The following is a 21,219-nucleotide window of genomic DNA, read 5'->3' as shown; positions in this document are numbered from 1 at the left end:
AGGATGAACGTGAAAGACCTCAAAGTCGGCTGCCAGACCTTCACCTGGGAAATGCTGGGAGACCGGTTCACCGGCGGCCCCGACGATCTGCTGAAGGCGATCTCTGACGGTGGCTATGCCGGCATCGAGATCACCGACACCATGATCGGACATTATGGCGACAAGCCGGAGGAGTTCGCCGCCGCGCTGAAGGCGTCGGGGCTGACGCTGGTTTCCTTCGCCTTTGGCTCGAACAGTGGTTTTACGCTGAAGGAGGAGATCGGCGCCGATCTCGAGACCGCCAAACGCTGGATCGACTTCGCCGCCGCCTTCCCTGGCGCGCTCGTGTCGATGGGCTCTGCGACGGTGGTCTCCGACGGTCCGCGCGACGACAAATTCGCCATCGCCGCAGAGGTCTACAACGAGGCTGGCGAGCTTGGCCGCAAGACCGGCGTCCAGGTCGCGGTGCATCCAAGCTCGCACCACAACACGCTGCTGTTCGACCGGGCCGACTACGACACGATCTTTGCCTTGCTCGATCCCGATCTGGTCGGTTGGGTGCCGGATACCGGCCATATCCTGCGCGGCCACAAGGACATGGCCGACACGCTGCGCACCCACCGCGACCGCATCCGCTACATCCACCTCAAGGACGTCGATGCCAACGGTACCTGGGCCATGCTTGGCAAGGGCGTCTGCGACACGCCTGCGGTCATCGAGATCGCCGGCACCGCACCGCGCTTCAATGGCTGGCTGGTGCTGGAGGAAGAATCCGAAACGGCCGCCGCCGATCCCGCCGGCGCGGTCAAGACCAACCGCCAGACGATGCGCTCCTACGGCGCCTGAAGAACGAGACGATGATCAAGAAACAGGACAGACGCCTCAGGGTCGGCGTGCTCGGCTGCGGCCCCATCGCGCAGTTCGCGCATCTGGAATCCTGCGCCAAGGCCGGCAATGCCGACCTCTACGCCATCTGCGACGCGGCACCCGATCTGCTTGCGCGCATGGGCGCGACCTACGAGCCGCAGAAGATGTATTCCGACTATGAGGCAATGCTCGCCGATCCTGAGCTGGAAGCGGTGATCGTCGCCACATCGGACGCCTATCACGTGCCGATGTCGATCAGGGCGCTCAACGCCGGCAAGCATGTTCTCTGTGAAAAGCCGATCGGCACCTCGGTTGAGGAAGGCGAGGCGCTGGCCGAAGCGGTCAGGCGCTCGGGCAAGATCCTGCAGGTCGGGCACATGAAGCGCTTCGATCCGGCACTGGAGGCGGCGCGCGACTTCGTTCGAGACGAGATCGGCGAAGTGCTGGCGCTGAAGGCCTGGTACTGCGATTCCACCCATCGCTACACCAACACCGATGCCGTGCAGCCGCTGCCCGTCACCAGCAGGCTAGCCAGGAAGCCAGCGGGAAATCCCAAGGCTGATCTCAGGCAATATTTCATGCTGGCGCATGGCTCGCATCTCGTCGACACGGCGCGTTTCCTGTGTGGCGAAATCCTTGCGGTCCGCGCGCGCCTCAACGAGCGTTTCGGCGCCTATTGCTGGTTCGTCGAGACCGAGTTCGCCAGCGGCGCGCTCGGCCATCTCGACCTGACGGTTGCCGTGCGCATGGACTGGCACGAAGGTTTTCAGCTCTATGGCGAGAACGGCTCCGTTATCGCCAGGACATTCAACCCTTGGTATTTCCGCGCCAGCGAGGTCGACATTTTTCATGAGAAGGACGCGACATCGCGCCGGCCGCTCGGCGCCGATGGCCATTTCTTCCGCCGCCAGCTGGAAGGTCTTGCCGACACGGTGCTGAACGGCGCGCCGATGCGCGGCGCCAATGTCGAGGACGGCATCGGCTCGATCCGCGCCATGGTCGCCATCGCGCGTTCGGTGGTATCAGGCGAGCGAGTCGAACTCGCCTCGGTTTCGGGGGCGGTGTGATGCGTCTCGGCATTTTCGCCAAGACCTTTGCCGGCACCGACCCGGCCGCCGTGCTGGCTGCGGTGAAGCAGTCGGGATACGAGACGACGCAGCTCAATCTGGCCTGTGCCGGCCTGCCGTCGATGCCGGATGCTGTGCCGGCGGACGCCATCGCCTCCATCCGCACCGCAGCGCAATCGAGCGGTGTCTCACTTGCAGCACTTTCGGGCACCTACAACATGGCGCATCCCGACAAAGCCGTGCGCGACGATGGCCTTCGGCGTCTCGCCGTCGTCATCGAGGCTGCTGCTGCCCTCGACATCCCGCTGCTCACGCTCTGCACCGGCTCGCGCAACGCCGCCGATCAGTGGGCCTATCATCCCGACAATGCCGATCCGGCCGCCTGGTCCGACATGGCCGCCGAGATGGCGAAGGCGCTGGCGTTGGCCGAAGGTGCCAATGTCGATCTCGGCATCGAGCCTGAGCAGGCCAACATCGTCACCTCGGCCAGGGATGCGACCCGGCTGATCGCCGAGATGGGATCGAAGCATCTGAAGATCGTGCTCGATCCGGCAAACCTGTTCGAACACGCCACGCCCGGCGAGGCGCGCGCCATCGTTGCCGCCGCGATCGACGAGGCCGCCGGCCACATCGCCATGGCGCACGCCAAGGACCGCTATAGTGACGGCCGCTTTGCCCCATCAGGGCAAGGCATCGTCGATTTCCCGGATTTCGGCGCGCGGCTGAAGGCAGTCGGCTTCGAGGGATCGCTCGTCACCCACGGGCTGTCCGCCGACGAAGCCCCCGATGTCGCCGCCTTTCTACGAAGGCTCCTCTGATGGGCGCCGCCCCGACGATCCTGCTCCGCGACGATGCAGCGCTTCGTGTCTTCGACACGGGGCAGGGCAGACTTCCCGTCGTCTTCCAGCATGGCCTCGGCGGTGACGCAGCGCAGGTCGCGCAGAACTATCCCGACAGCCCGTCATACCGCCGGCTGACCGTCGAATGCCGCGCGCAGGGCGGTTCCGGCGCCGGTAGCAAGCGCCCGTTTTCGATCGCGATGTTCGCCGACGATGTGCTGGCCGCCGCAGATGCGGCCGGCCTCGACCGTTTCGTCGCCGGCGGCATTTCGATGGGTGCGGCCATTGCCTTGCAGCTTGCCGCCCGCCACCCGGACCGCGTCCTGGGTTTGGTGCTTGTTCGCCCTGCCTGGGCTTTCGACGCGGCACCGCAAAACATGCGCCCTTACGTGGAAGTGGCGGAGCTCATCCTCAGCCGTCCTTTATCGGAGGCGCGAGATATCTTCGCGGCGTCCGCGACGGCCGCCCGCTTTCGCACCGAAGCGCCGGACAATCTTGCTTCCCTGCTCGGCTTCTTCGCGCGCGAAAACGCACCCGTCTTCGCCGAGGTGATGCAGCCGATCGCAGAGGATGGACCTGGCGTGACGCGGGCAGCGGCCGCTAGCCTTGCGTTCCCTACGCTCGTCATCGGCAGCGGCATCGATCTCGTCCATCCGCTGGCCGCCGCCCGCAGCCTCGCCGACGCCATCCCCAATGCGACCTTTGCCGAGGTGACGCCGAAGGCCACCGACAAGGAGCGCCATTTCGCCGAGATCCGCGCCGCCATCGGCAGCTTCCTCAAAGATCGTTTCAACAACCAGGACCAGTCATGATCTCGAAACCTCTCTCAGGCCCGGCCGCCATCGCCGCATTGCCGCGCGACCGGATGATCGCCGAATTCTCGCTGTGGTCGGCCAACCTCGCCAATTTCGAAAACGACTTGAAGCGCATCGAGCCCTATGTCGATCTTCATCATATCGATGTGGCGGACGGCCACTTCGCCCCGTCCTTCCTGTTCTTTCCCGATCTTGTCGCCCGCATCGCCGGGCTGACGGCGAAACCCATCCACGTCCATCTGATGGTCGATGAAGCAATCGTCGAGGCGCAGACGCGCCAGTTCATCGAGGCCGGCGCCGACATGATCAGCGTCCATGCCGAGAATGGCGAGGCCGGATTGCGCGCCGTGCGGCTGGCGCGGGAGCTCGGCGCCGAGGCCGGCGTCGTACTCAGGCTGGAGACGCCTGTGGAAGCGGTGACGGCCTTTGCCCCGGAAGTCGCCTTCGTGACGCTTCTTGGAACCGCAATCGGCGTCAAGGGACAGAGCCTGTCGGACAAGGCCTGCGACAGGCTGGGCGCTGCCCGCGCCATCCTGAGAAAGGCCGGCCGTGAGGCACAGGTGGTTCTGGCGGCCGATGGCGGCATCCGCCACGAGACCGTGCCGTCGCTGCGTGCCGCCGGGGCTGAAACCGTGGTTCTCGGTTCGCTCGCCTTCGGTGACAAGGACCTCGCCGGCCGCATCGGCTGGCTGCACGGCTTGAAGGTCGCGGCATGACATCAGAAGCCGCCCTTGCGATCGATCTTGGCGGGACGGAGCTTCGTGTCGCCCTGGTCGACCGCGACGGCAAGATCCTGGCATTCGCGGCGGTGCCGACGCAGGCGCAGGCCGGTCCCGATGTGGTGATCGGCCAGATCGAGGCGTTGGCGGCGACAGTCCACGCCGAGGCGCCGGCACTCTCGATCGTCGGCGTCGGCGTCGGTGCGCCGGGACCGCTCGATCCGCTGGCCGGCATCGCCGTCGGCCCGCCGACACTCGCCGGCTGGCTGGACGTGCCGCTTGCCGACATCCTCGAGCGGCGGCTCGGCCTGCCGGTGCGGCTGGAGAACGACGCCAATGCCGCGGCGCTCGGCGAATGGCGTTTCGGTGCCGGCCATGGTGCGGGCTCGCTGGTCTTCGTCACGGTTTCCACCGGCATTGGCGGTGGTGTCGTCGTCGACGGCCGCATCCTGCATGGCCGCCGTGGCCTTGCCGCCGAGATCGGTCACATGACCATCACCAATGAAGGCGAGCGCTGCGTATGCGGTGTCGTTGGCTGCTTCGAGGCCATCGCCTCGGGAACGGCACTTGGCCGCCGCGCCAGCGCCGCCACGGCAGCCGGAGACGGCTCTACCTTGCGACGCTTGTCAGCGGACGCGGAGGTAACCGGCCGCCATGTCGTCGAGGCGGCACGGCTGCAGGACGCTCTTGCCTCGGCCTTGCTGGAGGAGGAAGCGCGCTGGCTGGGTGTTGGCTTCACCAATCTCCTGCATCTCTATTCGCCCGATGTGCTGGTCGTTGGCGGCGGCATCGCCAATGGGCTCGACCTGATGCTGCCGACCATCGAGGCGACCATCAGGCAACGGGCCATGCGCGCCTATCGCGACGTGCCGGTCGTTCAGGCCCAGCTCGGCCGCCATGCCGGGCTCGTCGGCGCCGCCAGCCTTGTGCTGTTCGACGACGGCGGCACTTTGGCAGCCCGCATGCCTGTTGGCCCAAGCACGTTTCCGGACACCGCTGAGCAAGACCGGCACGGTCTGACGTTGCGACCTGCATGACAAAGGCCAGAGGCAGCACGCCTCCGGCCTTTTACGCATTGACCGCGCGTCATTACTCGGCGGGAACAACGTCCGCCGGCAGGCTATCGTCGGCCGTGCCCGCCAGCGCCCTCGCCAGCTTGGCCTCGTCGAGTTCGCCTTCCCAGCGCGCCACCACCAGCGTGGCGACAGCATTGCCGACGAAGTTGGTCAACGCCCGGCATTCAGACATGAAGCGGTCGACGCCGAGGATCAGCGCCATGCCAGCGACCGGCACCGCCGGAACCACCGAAAGCGTCGCCGCAAGGGTGATGAAGCCGGCCCCGGTGATGCCGGCGGCACCCTTGGAGGAAAGCATGGCCACCAGCAGCAGCAGGATCTGGTCACCCATCGACAGGTGGATGTTGGTCGCCTGTGCGATGAACAGCGCCGCCAAGGTCATGTAGATGTTGGTGCCATCAAGGTTGAAGGAATAGCCGGTTGGGATGACCAGGCCGACGACCGAGCGCTTGGCGCCGGCCTTCTCCATCTTTTCCATCAGCGAGGGCAGGGCGGCCTCCGACGAGGAGGTGCCCAGCACCAAAAGCAGCTCTTCCTTGATGTAGCGGATCAGCGACAGGATGGAGAACCCGTTGTAGCGGCAGACCGCGCCAAGCACGACGAACACGAACAGGAACGACGTCACGTAGAAGGTGCCGACCAGCATGGCGAGGTTGATGACCGCGCCGATGCCGTATTTGCCGATGGTGAAGGCCATGGCGCCGAAGGCACCGATGGGGGCGGCCTTCATCAGCACGCTGACCAGCTTGAAGATCGGTGTCGTCAGCGCCTGCAGGAAATTGAGCACGGGCGTGCCCTTGTCGCCGACCAACGCCAGCGCGATGCCGAACAGCACCGAGAAGAACAGCACCTGCAGGATGTCGCCATCGGCGAAGGCGCCGACGATGGTCGACGGGATGATGTTCATCAGGAAGCCGGTGACCGACTGGTCGTGCGCCTTGGCGGCGTAAGTGCTGATGGTCGAGGCGTCGAGCGTCGCCGGGTCGATGTTGAAGCCGGCGCCCGGCTGCACGACATTGGCGACGACAAGGCCGATGATCAGAGCCAGCGTCGAAAAGGTGAGAAAATAGAGCATCGCCTTGCCGGCGACACGTCCGACCTTCTGCAGGTCGCTCATGCCGGCAATGCCCGTCGTCACGGTCAGGAAAATGACCGGGGCGATGATCATCTTGACCAGCTTGATGAAGGCGTCGCCGAGCGGCTTCATGCTCTCGCCGACCGACGGATAGAAATGGCCGAGCAGGATGCCGACGGTGATCGCGACGAGCACTTGCACGTAGAGTTGGGCATAGAAAGGCTTGCGCTGCGCGGCAAGCGCGCCTGATTGGTCTGCGATGTGCATCGAACTCTCCCTGGCCGGATGGGGCGGAGCGCCCTGCGTGACTTCTCCCATCGCGGCGCTCCGGTCGCACGCCGCTGCCAGGGAGTTTTGCAAGCGTTGTGCCAGTTCGCGGAAAGGCCGGAACCACGGGATTTCCGCCTTTGTCTGACGTCATGCGGGCAAAGCCTGTGCGGATTTCCGCACAGGCAGTGTTTGCCTGGGCGGGTTTTCGCATTACACTGGCCGAAAGCCGCGAGCAAAGGGGAGAGGGCAGACGCCGCAAGCAGGCACCGATAGCGGATTCCCTGGATTTGCCGGCCGTGAATTGCTGCGCGAGGCGGTGGCGCGGCTGCGCGATGGCCGCTGGGTTGCCGTGGTCGTCGCTCTTGCCTTTCTGGCCGGCGCGATCGCCATTGCCGGGCGCATCGCCTCCGGCCAGGCGGCCGATAATCTGCGCGAGACGGCACTCGCCGCACTGCCGCTGGCGGCGGGAACCCTGACCGGCGAAATCGAAAAGCAGCGCCTGGTTCCACTGGTGTTGGCCAGAGACGATGCGGTGCGCGGCGCTCTGCGCCGGGCCGGAAAAATGAAAGAAAAGGCCCTCAACGACAAGCTCAAGTCGATTGCCGGCGATGCCTCGGCATCCGCCATCTACATCATCGATACGGCAGGCATCGCCATATCAGCCAGCAATGCCGACGAACCGGCGAGCTTTGTCGGCATCGATTACAATTTTCGGCACTATTTCCAGGAAGCGATGAGCAAGGGTGCTGCCAGCCAATATGGCCTCGGCACAATCAGCGGCAGACCGGGGCTGTACCTTGCCAGCCGCGTCGACGATGGCGGCAAGCCGCTTGGCGTTGCGGTGCTGAAGGTCGAACTCGACGGCGTCGAAGCCAATTGGCGTTCCAGCGGTTTCCTTGTGTTCATCACTGATGAACGCGGCGTGGTGCTGGCTACCAGCCAGCCCGACTGGCGGTTCCGTGCGCTGGCACCACTGTCGGCCGAGGACACCGCCGCAGCCCACGAGCAGCTCCAGTTGGCCGATGCAGGCTTCGAGCCGCTGCCGATCCGGCGCGGCGCGGGTGACGGCCTGGCGACGATCGACAACGCGGGAAAACCGCGCCAGTTCGTCGAGGTGGTGCAGGATTTGCCTGGTGCTGTTCCTGGCTGGCGTCTCTGGCTGCTCACTCCCGCCGACGCTGCTCTTTCATCGGCCGCCAACACGGCGCGCCTGACCACGCTGCTTGGGCTTCTGCTGATGGGCTTGCTTGCCTACGTGCTGACCCGGCGCCGGCGAACGCGCAGGCTGAGGCAGGAGGCGCTGGCGCGTATGAATGCCGAGCTGGAGAGCCGAGTCAGCACGCGAACGGCCGAGCTGACCCGCTCCAACACCGCACTTGCCGGTGAAATCGCCGAGCGCGAGAATGCCGAAGCCAAGGTGCGCCGGCTGCGCGACGACCTCGCCCAGGCCAACCGGCTTTCCATCCTCGGCCAAATCGCCGCCGGCGTGGCGCACGAGATCAACCAGCCGGTCGCCGCTATCCGCACCTATGCCGAGAATGCGGGCCGCTTTCTCGAAACCGGCAAAACCGAACCGGCCAGCGGCAATCTGACGTCGATCGTCTCGATGACCGAGCGCATCGGCGCGATCACCGGCACCTTGCGCACTTTCGCCCGTCGACCCGGGGTTGCCGCTTCGCCGCTGCCGGTGCGCGAGGCAATTGATGGCGCGCTGTCGCTGCTGTCGGGCCGCATCCGTGATTCCGGCGTGACCATCGTCAAGCCGCGCGGCAATGCCTCGCCGGTGGTCCTGGCCAGCCGCATCCGGCTGGAGCAGATACTCGTCAACCTTTTGCAGAATGCGCTCGACGCGATGAAGGACCAGTCTGATCCCCGCATCGAGATCCAACTCGCCGAGCACGACGACAGGGTGCTGATTTCGGTGCGCGACAATGGCCCAGGTCTCGGCCCGGAAGCAGCCGGCAATCTGTTTATGCCGTTCCAGACCACCAAGGAGAAGGGGCTTGGTCTCGGGCTGGTGATCTCGCAGGAGATTGCCCAGGAATTGGGCGGCACGCTGCGGCTCGATCCCAGCAATGGCACCGGCGCATCTTTTACCGTCGACTTGAGGCGAATTGAATGATTGAGGGATCAGGGTTGGTGGCGCTCGTCGACGACGATGCGGACCTCCTTCACGCCACAACGCAATTGCTCGAGCTTGCCGGCTTCACTGTGGTCGCGCGCGACGCCGCCGAGGCAGCGCTTGCCGTTGTCGACAGGACCTTTGAAGGCGTGGTGGTCAGCGACATCCGCATGCCGGGCATGAACGGGCTGCAGCTGTTCGATCGCATCAAGGCGATCGACCCGGACATACCCGTGATCCTGGTCACCGGCCATGGCGACGTCGATCTCGCAGTGGCCGCGCTCAAGGATGGTGTCTACGATTTCATCCCGAAACCCTTTGCCGGCGACCGCCTTGTCGAGGCGCTGAAACGGGCATCGGAGAAGCGACGACTGGTGATGGAGAACCGGCGGCTGCGCGAAGCCGCGGCGCTCGCCACTGACGGCCTGCCGCTGATCGGCGAGGCTCCTGCCATCAAGCGGCTGCGCGAGACCTTGCGCCAGATCGCCGACATGGATGTCGACGTGCTGGTCGAGGGAGAAACGGGAACCGGCAAGGAAGTGGTGGCTGACCTGCTGCACAGGTGGGGGCGGCGGCGCTCAAAACCCTTCGTGGCACTGAACTGCGGCGCCCTACCGGAGACGGTCATCGAGAGCGAGTTGTTTGGCCATGAGGCGGGCGCGTTCACCGGCGCGCAGCGGCGGCGGATCGGCAGCATCGAGCATTCCAGCGGCGGTACGCTGTTTCTCGACGAGATCGAATCCATGCCCCCGGCGCTCCAGGTCAAGCTGCTGCGGGTGCTCGAAACGCGCAGCCTCACCCCGCTTGGCTCGAACGATATCAGGCGCATCGATCTGAGGGTCGTTGCGGCGACCAAGGTCGATCTCGGCCGGCCGGACCAGCGCGGCGATTTTCGCGAGGATCTGTATTTTCGCCTCAACGTGGTGACGCTGCGCATCCCGCCGCTGCGCGAACGGCGCGGCGACGTCCCGATGCTGTTCGGGCATTTTCTCGGCAAGGCGGCGGAACGGTTCGGCCGGCCGGTCGCCAAGATGAATGCAGCCGTCAGCGATCATCTCCAGTCGCATGACTGGCCGGGCAATGTCCGCGAGCTCGCCCATTTCGCCGATCGCGTCGCGCTCGGTCTCGGTCCGGACGATGAGGTGAGGACGGTCTCCGCGCACGCGCCGGAGCCTGCGGCAGCATTGCCCGAACGGGTCGGCCAATACGAAGCGCAGCTCATCCGTGACGCGCTGCGCGACCATGGCGGCGACGTGCGCGGCGCCATCGACGCCCTCGGCGTGCCGCGCAAGACCTTTTACGACAAGCTCAAGCGCCACGGCATTGCCGCATCCGAATTTCGCAATGGCGGCGATACCGATACGCAACCCATCTCGGAAAAGCGATGAATACGACCATTGAAACGACGGCAAATCCCTCGCCGGAAGAACTCGCCTTTCTCGGCGAAAGGTTGACGGCGTTCAACGACGGCGATGTCGGCGCATCCGAAAGGAAGGCGCTTGTGGTGTTTGTGCGCGACGAGGATGGCGCGGTCGTCGCCGGCATTTCCGGTTACACGGCCTGGGGCTGGCTCTATGTGCAATGGCTCTGGGTCGATGAGCGGCTGCGCGGCCAGCACATGGCCGGCACAATGCTGGACGCGGCCGAACAGGAAGCGGTGGCGCGCGGCTGCAACAATGCCTGGATCGATACCTTCAATCCGAACGCCGCCAAGGTCTATCAGCGCCAGGGCTATCGGCCCTTCGGCTCGCTGGCCGATTTCCCTGTCGGCCGCAGCCGCATCTTCCTGCAGAAGGAACTGGTTGGCGGTTGAGCAATTCCAGGAAAAGTGTGAAGCGGTTTTGCGTCCGGAATTGCGTCAAAGCAAGAGTCTAGCCGGCGAGTTTTCCGCCACGCATCGGCTGCGGCGCGCCGGTGGTGCTCGGGAAACTGATCGGCAAGCCGCGCAACACGCGAACCGCGAGGAAGGCAAAACACTCCGCCTCGACCGCATCGCCGCTCCAACCGAGGCTTTCCGCCAGCACCACCTCGACGCCGGCGCGGCTGGCCAGCATTGCCATCATGGTCGGGTTATGGCGACCACCGCCGCTGACCACCAGCTTTTTAGGCCGGCTTGGTAAGAGGTCGAGTGCCTTGCCGACGGCGCCGGCGGTGAAGGCGGTGAGCAAGGCGGCACCATCCTCGGCATCCAGGCCGTCCGCCATCGCGGCACCGAAGTCGAAACGGTCCAGCGATTTCGGGTAGGCTTTGCTCAGATAAGGGTGCTGCAACAGCTTGGCCAGCCGGGCCTCGTCCACCTTACCTGCACGGCCAAGCGCGCCGTCGCGGTCCATCTCGCCGAGCCCCTTCGACTTGATGAAATCGTTCAGCGGCGCGTTGGCGGGTCCGGTGTCGAAGGCGACGACATTGTCGGCGCCATCCCACCAGGTGATGTTGGCGACGCCGCCGAGATTGAGTACGGCGACCTCGCCATTGGCGCCGGCGCTGCGCATCAGCGCGGTGTGATAGACCGCGGCCAGCGGCGCGCCTTGCCCGCCGGCGCGTATGTCGGCCGAGCGGAAATCGTATGCGACCTTGGTGCCCAAGATGGCATGCATCAGCTCGCCATCGCCGAGCTGCCTTGTCTGGCCCAGCCGTCCAACCTGCGGCGCGCGATGCAGAACGGTCTGGCCGTGAAAACCGACGACGCCGATATCGGCCATCGTCATGCCATAGCCTTCGACCAATTCCTTGACGGCTGCCGACTGGGCACGCGTCAGGGCTTCCTCCGCGGTGCGGAAGATCGCCGGCTCCGGCCCGACAAAGTTCCACGCCCGCGCCTCCGTCAGCGTCTCTTCCAGCAGGGAGCGGATAGATGGGGGATAGGGCATCAGCCGATAGGTGCCGAAATCCTCGATCTGCTCGCCATCGGTCTTGATCAGCGCGACGTCGATGTTGCCGTCCAGCACCGTGCCGGTCATCAGGCCGACGGCCCAGATTGGTTCCATAATCGTTTCCTTATCGAACATGATCTTTTCCGAAAACGGTTTCCCACTTTTCGGGGCCATGCTCCAGTCCCCATTAATGAGGCCGCCGACCGCTTGACGAAGCAAAACGATTCCACTGTCGAAATGACGTGTCGGATGGATCCGGTTGGTGAGCAAGGTCCAAGCCTTGCCCCTGTCGAGGCGGGGGTCGCGGTGCCGAGGCGGACCTATCCTCGTAGCGCCACGGGCGACACTGGACTGCGCAACGCCGGTTCTGCGGTCGTTTGGGCTCAACACAGCGGCAATGCCACCTCTTGCCTATCATGCGCGAAGGCGCGACCTTGCTCGATCTGGCAAACGCTTCCGCCGAAATCCGCAAGGGAGAGAAAATCATGACATCATCCGATGTGGCCGTCATTGCAGGCGCGGGCGCTGGTGTGAGCGCCTCGCTTGCGCGCCTTCTCACCCGGGAAGGCTTTCGCGTGGTTCTGGCCGCCCGCAACGTCGAGAAGCTGGGCGCTCTGGTCGATGAGACCGGTGCGCTGGCCGTTGAGACGGATGTCGCCGACGCTGCGTCCGTCGCCAGGCTGTTCGACACCGCCGACAAGGCCGGCCCGCTGGCGCTCGTGGTGTTCAACGCCAGCGCACGCACACGCGGCCCGATCGCCGAGCTCGATGCGGAAGCGGTCAAACAGGCATTGCTGGTCGGCGCCTATGGCGGCTTCCTGGTCGGCCAGCAGGCGGCGCGCCGGCTGCTTGTCCGGGGATCCGGTTCGATCCTGTTCACCGGCGCCACCGCCAGTGTGAAGGGCTTTCCCGGCTCGGGCGGCTTTGCCATGCCGAAATTCGGCCTGCGCGGCCTGGCGCAGTCCATGGCCCGCGAACTCGCCCCGAAGAACATCCATGTCGCCCACTTCATCATCGACGGCCAGATCGAGCCGCCCGGACAGGCAGCCGATCCCGACCGGCCGGACCGCCGCCTGTCGCCGGATGCCATCGCCGAGGCCTATCTCACAACCCATCGCCAGCATCGCAGCGCCTGGAGCTCGGAGCTTGAGTTGCGGCCCTGGGTCGAGACGTTTTGACAATCCAGCTGACCGGCGGGCGGGAAGTAATGCGATCCTTCCGCCGTTCCTTGCATATTAGGCAATGCTGATATTTTGTGGCGCTAAGCTGCTTATCCAATACATAAAAAGACATAGGGTAATATATACGTTTGTTTAACGCCGGTTGTGCATGTTGCAGCTTTCCCGGGTTAATTGAGAACGCGCATGTCGGTTACACGTCGTACACTGCTTGCGGCCGGGAGCGGCGGGTTGCTGATTTCACAAGCCCGGGCAGCCAGCACTCTGGGACAGCAGGCGGAGAGCGCCCCTCAACCTATCGCGAGCGGCGATGCATTGCGCATCGCAATGCCGGCCTTCGCTTCCAATCCGTTCTTCCCGGCCGACGGATCGGGGGACGATGGTATAGACATGGAACTGGCCCACGGCATCGCCGCGGCGCTTGGCGTCGAGCCGGTGTTCGACCGATCCGCCGCAACGTTCGACGATATTGTGAAACAGGTCAGTTCCGGACAGGCCGACCTGGCGATTGGCAAGCTCAGCCGGACGCTTCAGCGCGGCCGGTCGATCATCTATTCGCGCCCCTACGCCATGCTGCGGCAAGGGCTGATCGCCAACCGCCTCAACCTGGCGCGTATCGCGCAAGGCAAGCCGCCCGAAGGGATCGTCCGTGATTTCTCAGGCGATCTTGGCGTGATCGAGGGCTCTTCATTCGCCACTTATGCGGCCACGACTTTCCCGCATGCGCAAATCCACCGCTTGGCAAGCTGGGATCTGATCATCGATGCGATCCGAAACGGGACGATCGACATGGCCTATCGCGATGATTTCGAGATCAAGAAGCTGATGGTCGACGATCCGTCGATGACGGTCGTAGCGCGCTCCATCACGCTGACCGACAAGGTCGATACGATCGCAGTCGGCGTGCGGCCGGACAATCCGCATCTCGCAGCCTTTGTCGATCTGTATCTCGATCTCGCGCGGGGTCAGCAGGTTCTCAGCACGGACGAGATCATCGCCCGCTATCGCCAGGGGAGCAAAGCCTGACATGGCAATCTCCGAGTTAGCCGGACCCCTGCCTTTCGATTGGCGCCTGATGGCCAGGCGCATACTGCGATCACCCGTGACGACGATCGCGATGATTGCTGCAGGGATCCTGTGCGGCCTCTACTATCCAGATTTTGCCCATGCGATCAGCCCTGTCGCACAGCTCTACCTGAATTTCCTCAAGATGGTCGTCCTGCCCTATTTGGTCTCGTCGGTCATCTTCTCCATCACGGCGATGGTCCAGGACCCGAAATCGGTCCGCTACCTCGGCAAGGTGGGTATGGCCGTGCTGGTCGTGTCGTTCCTGAGCGTGCTGGTGAGTGGCACCTTGTCGCTGATCCTGCAGCCGGGCCAGATCGAGAATCCCCAGTCGCGCATCGAGCTTGGCGAGTTCATCAATTCGCAAGGCAGCGTATCCACCGATCTCGCCTTCCCGTTCCAGCCGCCAGCCTCCAATGGGGATCCCAATGGCGGGCACTCGATCCTGCTCGACCTGGTGCCGAACAACGTCTTCAATGCCCTGGCCTCGGGCCAGACCATTCAGGTCCTGCTGTTCTGCCTGCTTTTCGGGCTCGCGATGGGGAAGATTCCCCAGCCCTCGTCCATGAGCCTGACCCAGGCGCTCAACGCGGTCTACCGGGCCTGCACGGTGCTCACCAACTGGTTCATCTGGGGGTTGCCCTTTGCAACCTTCATCCTGATCGCGGACCAGACAGCGTCGACCGGAACCAAGCCGCTCATGCTGATGGGCGGTTACCTGCTGGTGATGGGTCTTTCCTGCCTTACATTCGTTGCCGGGGCATTTGCCATTATCGCGATCCGGTCGCGACGCAGCTACTGGACGACGATCAAGACCTGCCAGCCGCTTCTCATGGTGGCCATCACCACACGCTCCTCGGTCGCCTCGCTCCCATGGGTCATCAACCTGTTGGGCGAGCGCCTGCGGTTCAGCCTGGTGGTCGTCGAACTGCTCGTGCCGTTACAGGCGGCACTGCTGCGGACAGGCCCGGCACTGCTCTATACCTCGGGTGCGCTGTTCATCGCTCAGCTCTACGGCCACCAGCTTGCAGTCCCGGACCTCGTGCTCGTCGGTATCATCTCAGCGCTTCTCGCGCTCACCACCGGCGGCATGGGCAGCCTGCTCATCCTGTCGCAGATGTCCATCGTCTGCGGCTACCTGAAGCTTCCCTTCGAGGCGGCGTTCGTCCTGTTCGTCGCGGTGGATGCAGCCGTCGACACGTTCATGACGCTGGCCAGCGTCTGCACCGTCGCGGCGAGCACGGCAATGATCGCTCCCAGCCACAGGGAGGCGGCACAGCCTGAAACCGTCTCGGAACAGCTCGAAGCCGAGCCTGCCAGATGATCGACGACAGCATCCGTCCCCAGCTCGGCATTATCGGCGGTCTTGGGCCGCTTGCTTCGGCTGATTTCTACTTCAAGCTGACCCGGATGACCCAGGCGCTCAGAGACAACGAACATGTGCCTGCCGTGATCCTCAGTGTCCCGCAGCTGCCCGACAGGACCGAAGCGATCCTTGCCGGCCATGACGGGCCGCTGGCGCCTTTGAAAGCCGCGGTCGCGACGCTCAATGCGCTCGGCGTCGCCCGCATCGCGATGCCGTGCAACACCGCCCACCATTGGTACGGCCAACTGGCGGCGAATTCGCGCGCGGAAATCATCCATATCGGAGATGCTGTGGTGACGGAGACGCGTCGCAGCCTGGATCAGGGCCGGGTTGCTGTTCTCGCCACCCAAGGCACGCTGGTCTCCGGCTTCTACCAGGACAGGATGTCGGCAGCGGGATTTGAGCTCTGCCTTCCCGCGAACACCGAGTTTCAGGCCTGCGTCGACAGCGCGATCAGCCTCGTCAAGGCGGGTTCGATCGCGGATGCGGCGGTTGAAACCGAGCGCGCGCTCGACATCGCGCAAGCGGCCGGCGCCGATGCAGCCCTGCTCGGCTGCACCGAACTGTCGGTGGTGGCCGCCAGCCTCAACGATATCAATGGATTGGTCGTCATCGACAGCAATGCGGCCTTGGCGCGAGCCTGTCTGACACGATTGGGCTTCGGTGCCCAGGAAGCCCGCGGCCTGCCGACCGTATCGCGGCTGCCGGAACATGACCGATCGATGCGCGCCAGCTTGGCCGCACTGGTCTAGCCCTATGGATAGAACCTCATAGCATTTCGGAACCCGTCAGCCTTGGCGCGGCACGCCCTTGGCAAGCAGGTAGACGAGGTACGGCCCGCCAAGCAGCGAAGCGAACAGGCCGGCGGGCAGTTCGTAGGGAAAGGCCGCCATGCGCGACAGCCAGTCCGAGACGATCATCAGCAGGGCGCCCAGAAGCATCGCTCCGGCGAGATGGACGCGGGCGTGGGAAAAGCCCACCAGACGGGCAAGGTGTGGCGCGATCAGGCCGACGAAGCTCAATGGCCCGACGACCATGGCGGCCAGCGCAGTCAGCAGCGCGGCAACGATGATCAGCATCAGCCGTCCGCCGGCAACCGGCACGCCCAGCCCGCGTGCGCTGTCGGACCCGAGCGGCAGGATATCCAGCCAGCGGGCGGCAAGGAACAGCGGCAACGTCAGCGGCAACAGACAGGCGAGTGCTAGCCCTGCATCGAGCGCCGACGCCTGGCCGGTCGAGCCGCTCAGCCAGCGCAACAGAATGTAGGACTGCGCGTGGCCCATCGCGATCGTTGCGGTGATCGCAGCGCTGCACAGCGCGCTCATGGCGATACCGGCAAGCAGCAGCCGCTCGGCACCGAACTTTGCTTGTGCGGCAAGGGCCAGCATGGCAATCAAGGCCGCCAGTGAGCCCAGGGCTGAGCCGGCGAGCTGCCAGCCGAGACTGGCCGTGGCGCTGACCATCAGCACGGCTGTCAGGCCGGCCCCGGCGCCGGTGCCGACTCCCAGCACTTCGGGGGGTGCCAGTGGGTTGCCGGTGACCCGCTGGATGACGACGCCGGCGGCCGCGAGCATGGCGCCGGCGGCGGCCGCCACGCCGATCCGCGGCGCACGCCACGCGGCGAGATCGGTTAACAGGTCTCCCCCAGCAATAGACCAGCCGTCCGGGCCACGCCCGACGACAAGCGCCACGATGGCAGCGACAAGCGCCAGCGCAAGCAGAAGCAGGATGATGAGCCAGGGCCGGCTGGCCTTGCGCGGTGCGGTACCATTCGAACCGAGATGCGGCCACTCGAAAAGGCGCAGCCGCGGCAACAGCCACAGCAGCAGCGGACCGCCGAGCAGGGCGGTGCCGGCACCGGTCGGAATGCGTTCGCCACCGGAACCGGCGGCCAGCTGTACCAGCCCGTCCGTCAGCCACAGCAGCACGGCGCCGATCAGCGGCGCGGCGATCAGTTTTTGGCGCAGTGTGCGGGCGCCCGAAAGCGTGGCCAGCGCCGGCGCTGCAAGACCGACGAACCCGATGACGCCAACCTCTGCCGCGACCGACGTCGCCATCCACACGGCAAGCGCGATGATGAGAAAGCGGCTTGAGTGACGGGCGACGCCCAGGCCGCGTGCCGAGGCATCGTCGAGACCAAGAATGGTCAGCGGCCGCAGCAGCATCAATGCGGCAACCACACCGGCCGCCAGCCTGATCGTCAGCGCGATGGTCGGCTCCCAGTCCTGCTGGACCAGCGATCCGCCGCCCCAGATGAACAGCGAAAACAGGTACTCGCCATTGGCGAGGATCAGTGCTGCGCTGACGGAACTGGCGGTCAGCGCCACCATCATCCCGGCGAGCACGATGGAGACCGGTTCCAGCCCGCGCCGCCAGGTCAATGCCAGCACCAGCAGCACCGCGGCGATGCCACCGGCGAAGGCGACCAGGCCCTGCGACCGCTCCATCAGCAGCGGTGCGTAAAGCGAGGCGATCGTCATGGCCAGTTGCGCGCCGGCCGAAATACCGAGCGTCGACGGTTCGGCCAGCGGGTTGCGCAGCACATGCTGCAACAGCAGGCCGGACAGGCCGAGCACCGCGCCGGCCAGCACCGCCACGGCGGCGCGCGGCAGCGTGCTGTAGACCAGGATGACGCTGTCGAGATCAATGCCGTCGCCCGGCGGTGCGGCCGGCCATTGCATGCCGACGCGCCATGCGAAGAGGAGGGCGGCCAGCGCCGCCAGGAAGCTCCACAGGGCGATTGGCGACAGCGCGGCACTCGTCGCGGTGCGATCGCTTATGGTGCGCTCAGCCATGGCTCTGCCCGGCAAGGGCGGCCGTCGCCAGACGCGCGAAGCGGCGTGCCGATGGCAGGCAACCGAAATGGTTGACCGGATCCAGCACAGCAACACGCCCCTGGCGGACAGCGGGTAGCGCGTTCCACAAGGCATTTGTAGGAAGCGAACGCCCGACATCTGCCGGCAGTGGCGAAACGATCAGGATCGACGCCTCGGGCACGCGCGCTAGCGCCTCCAGTCCGACGGGTGCCGCCGCGCTGTAGCTCGTCTCGTCGGTCCATGCATTGACCAGGCCGAGACGCGTCAGCACATCGCCGAATATGGAATCGCGGCCAAAGGCTCGAAAATGCCTGCTATCGCCGAGACTGATGACGAAGACCCGCGCGGGGGAGGGGGGCAAGGTGGCGCCAAGCTGCGTGATCTCGACCGCCGTCTCATCGACGTAGCGCTTCGCCTCGGTCTGCCGTCCCAGCTTTTCGCCCAGGGCCAGTGTCGCCGCCTCGGCGAGCGCATAAGGTGGCACGCCGGCCTCGTAGACCGTTTGCGCAAACACCGGCGCGATGCGTTCGAGCATCGGGCGCTGGTATTCGTAGAAATTGGAGATCACGATGAGATCAGGCGCGACGATGCGCAGCAGCTCGTAATTGGGCGCGCCGCGCAGCCCGAGATCGGTTGCCGATTGAGGAACCGCCGGCTCGACCGCGATCTTGCGGAACTGGATCAGTTCGGTCGCCGCCACCGGCTCGATGCCGAGCGCCAGCAACGTCTCCAGCATGCCCCAGTCGATCGCGGCAACGCGCATCGCCGCCGCCCTGGCGGCGACCGGTGGCAGCAATGCCGCGGCCGCCAGCGCAAGCACCTGCCGTCTGTTGGGCAGATGGATCATCACTGGCGGATTCGGCACATGGCTACCAAGTCGTATGCGCCTTCAGCTTGAATGAGCGGCCTTCGCCATAAGAACAGGCTTCGACAGTGGTGGTCTGACAACTCGAGACATAGGTTTTGTCGAACAGATTGGTGATGTTCAGATCGACACCCCAGGTCTCCTTGTCGTAGCCAAGCTTCAAGTCGGCCAGCGTGACAGCTGGAACCTTGTTGTTGTTTGCGTTGTCTGCCCATGAGGAGCCGACGTAGCGCAGGCCGCCGCCGATCGAGATGCCGTCGTACCAGCCGCCACGAAAAGTATAGTCGACTGAGGCGGAGGCCATCACCTCTGGCACGATGAACGGCGTCTTGCCAATCAGCGCCGGGTTGGCGTCCTTGGTGATATCGATGTCATAGGCGGTGAAAGCGCCGGTGAGCCGGAAATCCTCGGTGACGTTGACCTTGCCTTCCAGTTCTATACCGCGTGAGCGCACTTCGCCGGTTTGCAACTGCGTGAAGAAAGTAACGTTCGACGGTACATTCTGACGGGTCAGGTCAAAAAGCGACAGGGTGAACAGGCCATCGACAAAGGTCGGCACATATTTGACGCCGACTTCGTACTGCACGCCCTCTTCCGGCTTGAACAGATTACCGTTGGCGTCGGTGCCGATGAGCGGGTTGAAGAAGGTGGCAATGCTGGCATAGGGGGTTACGCCATTGGCAAACTCATAGGCGAGGCCCGCGCGACCGGAGAAGTCGCCGACAGTCTGGTTCTGCGTGCTGGAACTCGCCGAGTAATATGTCGGCCGATTGTCGGCGTCGAGCCAGCCACGGTCGTAACGGCCGTTCAGCGTCACCAGCCAGCCGTCGCCGAAGCGCAACTGGTCCTGCGCGTAGAAGCCGAGCTGCTTCTGGGTCAAGTCCTGATTGAGGTAGCTGACTCGTGGCGTCAGTGGCGCGCCGTAGATTGGGTCGAAAGCATCAATGGGAGGGGTTGTGCCGAAGAGCGCCGACGATTGCACCTGGTCGATGTTGTAATATTTGTAGTCGATGCCGGCCAGCAGCGTGTGTTCCACAGCGCCTGTCTCCACCTTGCCCTCGATCTGCAGGTCCGACAGGAATGTCGTGGCGTCGGTATCGTGACCGAAATTGATGCGATTGAGCTGCGTCGCGCTCGCCCACCCGTTGGCGTAGACGTTGACTTCATTAATCGAGGCCGCACTGAGGCGCATGTTGGAACGCACCGTCCATTGATTGTCGAAAGTGTGCTCGAACTCGTAGCCGATCGAACCTTGCTCGCCCTTGTAGAGATCGACACTCGGCTCGGTAAAATTGGCATCTGGGTCGATTCGACCGTAATTCACGCCGCCGATAATCCGATCCGTTACAGTGCCGATGTAAGGCAGGAAGCTGCCGCCATTGTGGTTCTCGTCGATGTGGCTGTAGTTGGCCAGTACCGTCAGCTTGGTCTGCTCGTCGGGCTGCCAGGTGATGCTGGGCGAAATGAAGCCGCGCCAGCCATTCTGCAAATCGCTGTAGGTGTCGCCGCCGGCGACTTTGCCCGTTACCCGGTAGCTGACAACACCATTGCCGTCGACGTCGCCGATGTCGAAGCCCAGATAGACATTGCCGGCATCGTTGACGCCGGTCTCGATATAGCGCTGCCTGCCATCCGGTCGCTTGCTGACATAGTTGACGAGGCCGCCGGGATTGCTGCCGCCATAGAGTACGGAGGCCGGCCCTTTCAGCACTTCGACTCGCTCGAGGCCGAAGCTGTCGACGTAGAAGCCGCCAAAGGCGTAGCTGAACAGTTGCAGCCCATCCATGTAGGTGCCATCAGCCGTGGCTTGGAAACCGCGGATGAACAGCCAGTTGGTGTCGCTGTCCGGGCCGAAGGGCTGTGCGAACACCCCGGCCGTGTAGCGCAAGGCCTCGTCGACTTTCTGTGCGCCCTGGTCGTCGATCTCTTGACGTCCGACCACCGACACGGATTGTGGGATATCCTTGATGTCGGTCGCCGTCTTGGAGCCGGTCCTGCTTTTTTTGGCGACGACGCCTTTAACCGGTCCGGTCGCGCCATCGCCGGCCTCGCCCTCGACCACCACCGGTTCAAGCTGGGTGCTGGTTTGCACCGACTGCGCCAACGCGGCCATTGGCGGGATCATCGCGGCTGCGGCGACGCTGGCCGCCAGAAGCGCCTTCATCCGGTAAGTTCTGCTCATCAGGAAGTCCCCGCCTGTCGATATTGAGATACTTGATCATTTATC

18 protein-coding genes are annotated in these 21,219 nt (G+C 64.6%); 13 read left to right on the top strand and 5 right to left on the bottom strand.

Features of this window, described 5'->3' with window-relative positions:
- Positions 1 to 3 precede the first annotated feature (3 nt).
- From NKI69_RS17190 to NKI69_RS17165, 6 genes are read left to right on the top strand one after another with little or no spacing between them, the layout of a single operon-like run.
- Complete coding sequence (locus NKI69_RS17190; protein ID WP_023808789.1) at positions 4 to 825, top strand: sugar phosphate isomerase/epimerase family protein; 822 nt, start codon at positions 4 to 6, stop codon at positions 823 to 825.
- 11 nt (positions 826 to 836) lie between these two features.
- The gene (locus tag NKI69_RS17185) at positions 837 to 1,913 is read left to right on the top strand and encodes a Gfo/Idh/MocA family protein (protein ID WP_023808788.1); all 1,077 of its coding nucleotides are present in this window, start codon (positions 837 to 839) and stop codon (positions 1,911 to 1,913) included.
- Complete coding sequence (locus NKI69_RS17180) at positions 1,913 to 2,731, top strand: sugar phosphate isomerase/epimerase family protein (protein WP_023808787.1); 819 nt, start codon at positions 1,913 to 1,915, stop codon at positions 2,729 to 2,731. The genes NKI69_RS17185 and NKI69_RS17180 overlap by 1 nt, the downstream gene beginning before the upstream one ends.
- The gene (locus tag NKI69_RS17175; RefSeq protein WP_023808786.1) at positions 2,731 to 3,564 is read left to right on the top strand and encodes an alpha/beta fold hydrolase; all 834 of its coding nucleotides are present in this window, start codon (positions 2,731 to 2,733) and stop codon (positions 3,562 to 3,564) included. The genes NKI69_RS17180 and NKI69_RS17175 overlap by 1 nt, the downstream gene beginning before the upstream one ends.
- On the top strand, positions 3,561 to 4,283 hold the full coding sequence (locus NKI69_RS17170) for a ribulose-phosphate 3-epimerase (RefSeq protein WP_023808785.1): 723 nt from the start codon (positions 3,561 to 3,563) through the stop codon (positions 4,281 to 4,283). The genes NKI69_RS17175 and NKI69_RS17170 overlap by 4 nt, the downstream gene beginning before the upstream one ends.
- Complete coding sequence (locus NKI69_RS17165) at positions 4,280 to 5,323, top strand: ROK family protein (RefSeq protein ID WP_128302404.1); 1,044 nt, start codon at positions 4,280 to 4,282, stop codon at positions 5,321 to 5,323. Before NKI69_RS17170 ends, NKI69_RS17165 begins: the two co-directional genes overlap by 4 nt.
- A gap of 52 nt (positions 5,324 to 5,375) precedes the next feature.
- Here the strand turns inward: NKI69_RS17165 and NKI69_RS17160 are convergent, their stop codons facing one another.
- Positions 5,376 to 6,704, bottom strand: coding sequence for a dicarboxylate/amino acid:cation symporter (locus NKI69_RS17160; protein WP_023808783.1), 1,329 nt, complete (start codon positions 6,702 to 6,704; stop codon positions 5,376 to 5,378).
- A gap of 304 nt (positions 6,705 to 7,008) precedes the next feature.
- On the opposite strand from NKI69_RS17160, the gene NKI69_RS17155 reads away from it, so the two are divergent.
- The 3 genes from NKI69_RS17155 to NKI69_RS17145 are packed head-to-tail and all read left to right on the top strand — an operon-like array spanning position 7,009 to position 10,642.
- Positions 7,009 to 8,829, top strand: coding sequence for a sensor histidine kinase (locus tag NKI69_RS17155; protein ID WP_031212271.1), 1,821 nt, complete (start codon positions 7,009 to 7,011; stop codon positions 8,827 to 8,829).
- Positions 8,826 to 10,217, top strand: a complete 1,392-nt coding sequence (locus tag NKI69_RS17150; RefSeq protein ID WP_023808781.1) for a sigma-54-dependent transcriptional regulator — start codon at positions 8,826 to 8,828, stop codon at positions 10,215 to 10,217. Before NKI69_RS17155 ends, NKI69_RS17150 begins: the two co-directional genes overlap by 4 nt.
- Positions 10,214 to 10,642 carry a GNAT family N-acetyltransferase gene (locus tag NKI69_RS17145; protein WP_023808780.1) on the top strand — a complete coding sequence of 143 codons (429 nt, stop codon included), beginning with the start codon at positions 10,214 to 10,216 and terminating at the stop codon, positions 10,640 to 10,642. The genes NKI69_RS17150 and NKI69_RS17145 overlap by 4 nt, the downstream gene beginning before the upstream one ends.
- 58 nt (positions 10,643 to 10,700) lie before the next feature.
- Here the strand turns inward: NKI69_RS17145 and NKI69_RS17140 are convergent, their stop codons facing one another.
- Positions 10,701 to 11,816 carry an anhydro-N-acetylmuramic acid kinase gene (locus NKI69_RS17140; RefSeq protein WP_023808779.1) on the bottom strand — a complete coding sequence of 372 codons (1,116 nt, stop codon included), beginning with the start codon at positions 11,814 to 11,816 and terminating at the stop codon, positions 10,701 to 10,703.
- Between the two features lie 371 nt (positions 11,817 to 12,187).
- Between NKI69_RS17140 and NKI69_RS17135 the strand changes: the two genes are divergently transcribed.
- The 4 genes from NKI69_RS17135 (at position 12,188) to cuyB (ending at position 16,063) form a co-directional block, all read left to right on the top strand.
- A complete protein-coding gene (locus tag NKI69_RS17135; RefSeq protein ID WP_023808778.1) occupies positions 12,188 to 12,880 on the top strand; it encodes an SDR family NAD(P)-dependent oxidoreductase in 693 nt (230 codons plus the stop codon).
- A gap of 315 nt (positions 12,881 to 13,195) precedes the next feature.
- A complete protein-coding gene (locus tag NKI69_RS17130; RefSeq protein ID WP_352722132.1) occupies positions 13,196 to 13,906 on the top strand; it encodes a substrate-binding periplasmic protein in 711 nt (236 codons plus the stop codon).
- 1 nt (position 13,907) lies between these two features.
- Positions 13,908 to 15,269, top strand: coding sequence for a dicarboxylate/amino acid:cation symporter (locus NKI69_RS17125; RefSeq protein ID WP_128302408.1), 1,362 nt, complete (start codon positions 13,908 to 13,910; stop codon positions 15,267 to 15,269).
- Positions 15,266 to 16,063: a cysteate racemase gene (gene cuyB / locus NKI69_RS17120; RefSeq protein ID WP_023808776.1), complete on the top strand. Its 798-nt coding sequence runs from the start codon at positions 15,266 to 15,268 to the stop codon at positions 16,061 to 16,063. The genes NKI69_RS17125 and cuyB overlap by 4 nt, the downstream gene beginning before the upstream one ends.
- A gap of 36 nt (positions 16,064 to 16,099) precedes the next feature.
- Here cuyB and fhuB read toward each other — a convergent pair whose 3' ends face one another.
- From fhuB to NKI69_RS17105, 3 genes are read right to left on the bottom strand one after another with little or no spacing between them, the layout of a single operon-like run.
- Entirely contained in the window at positions 16,100 to 18,106 is a 2,007-nt protein-coding gene (gene fhuB, locus NKI69_RS17115) for a Fe(3+)-hydroxamate ABC transporter permease FhuB (protein WP_352722128.1), read from the bottom strand.
- Positions 18,099 to 18,974 (bottom strand): ABC transporter substrate-binding protein, encoded by an 876-nt coding sequence (locus NKI69_RS17110; protein WP_023808774.1) that lies wholly within the window; start codon positions 18,972 to 18,974, stop codon positions 18,099 to 18,101. Before NKI69_RS17110 ends, fhuB begins: the two co-directional genes overlap by 8 nt.
- A gap of 22 nt (positions 18,975 to 18,996) precedes the next feature.
- A complete protein-coding gene (locus tag NKI69_RS17105) occupies positions 18,997 to 21,174 on the bottom strand; it encodes a TonB-dependent siderophore receptor (protein WP_023808773.1) in 2,178 nt (725 codons plus the stop codon).
- Positions 21,175 to 21,219 lie beyond the last annotated feature (45 nt).

Source organism: Mesorhizobium sp. M0491 (genome assembly GCF_040321265.1).
Taxonomy (GTDB): domain Bacteria; phylum Pseudomonadota; class Alphaproteobacteria; order Rhizobiales; family Rhizobiaceae; genus Mesorhizobium.
The sequence above is the reverse complement of the archived record's forward strand: the minus strand, read 5'-3'. Positions and strand labels throughout refer to the sequence as shown.

Bases quoted from the DNA above. Each gene is read 5' to 3' on its own strand.
- NKI69_RS17160 (WP_023808783.1), bottom strand. From the start codon at position 6,704: ATGCACATCGCAGACCAATCAGGCGCGCTTGCCGCGCAGCGCAAGCCT.
- cuyB (WP_023808776.1), top strand. From the start codon at position 15,266: ATGATCGACGACAGCATCCGTCCCCAGCTCGGCATTATCGGCGGTCTT.
- NKI69_RS17145 (WP_023808780.1), top strand. From the start codon at position 10,214: ATGAATACGACCATTGAAACGACGGCAAATCCCTCGCCGGAAGAACTC.
- NKI69_RS17180 (WP_023808787.1), top strand. From the start codon at position 1,913: ATGCGTCTCGGCATTTTCGCCAAGACCTTTGCCGGCACCGACCCGGCC.
- NKI69_RS17165 (WP_128302404.1), top strand. From the start codon at position 4,280: ATGACATCAGAAGCCGCCCTTGCGATCGATCTTGGCGGGACGGAGCTT.
- NKI69_RS17185 (WP_023808788.1), top strand. From the start codon at position 837: ATGATCAAGAAACAGGACAGACGCCTCAGGGTCGGCGTGCTCGGCTGC.
- NKI69_RS17105 (WP_023808773.1), bottom strand. From the start codon at position 21,174: ATGAGCAGAACTTACCGGATGAAGGCGCTTCTGGCGGCCAGCGTCGCC.
- NKI69_RS17125 (WP_128302408.1), top strand. From the start codon at position 13,908: ATGGCAATCTCCGAGTTAGCCGGACCCCTGCCTTTCGATTGGCGCCTG.
- NKI69_RS17170 (WP_023808785.1), top strand. From the start codon at position 3,561: ATGATCTCGAAACCTCTCTCAGGCCCGGCCGCCATCGCCGCATTGCCG.
- fhuB (WP_352722128.1), bottom strand. From the start codon at position 18,106: ATGGCTGAGCGCACCATAAGCGATCGCACCGCGACGAGTGCCGCGCTG.
- NKI69_RS17140 (WP_023808779.1), bottom strand. From the start codon at position 11,816: ATGGAACCAATCTGGGCCGTCGGCCTGATGACCGGCACGGTGCTGGAC.
- NKI69_RS17190 (WP_023808789.1), top strand. From the start codon at position 4: ATGAACGTGAAAGACCTCAAAGTCGGCTGCCAGACCTTCACCTGGGAA.
- NKI69_RS17150 (WP_023808781.1), top strand. From the start codon at position 8,826: ATGATTGAGGGATCAGGGTTGGTGGCGCTCGTCGACGACGATGCGGAC.
- NKI69_RS17175 (WP_023808786.1), top strand. From the start codon at position 2,731: ATGGGCGCCGCCCCGACGATCCTGCTCCGCGACGATGCAGCGCTTCGT.
- NKI69_RS17135 (WP_023808778.1), top strand. From the start codon at position 12,188: ATGACATCATCCGATGTGGCCGTCATTGCAGGCGCGGGCGCTGGTGTG.
- NKI69_RS17110 (WP_023808774.1), bottom strand. From the start codon at position 18,974: ATGATCCATCTGCCCAACAGACGGCAGGTGCTTGCGCTGGCGGCCGCG.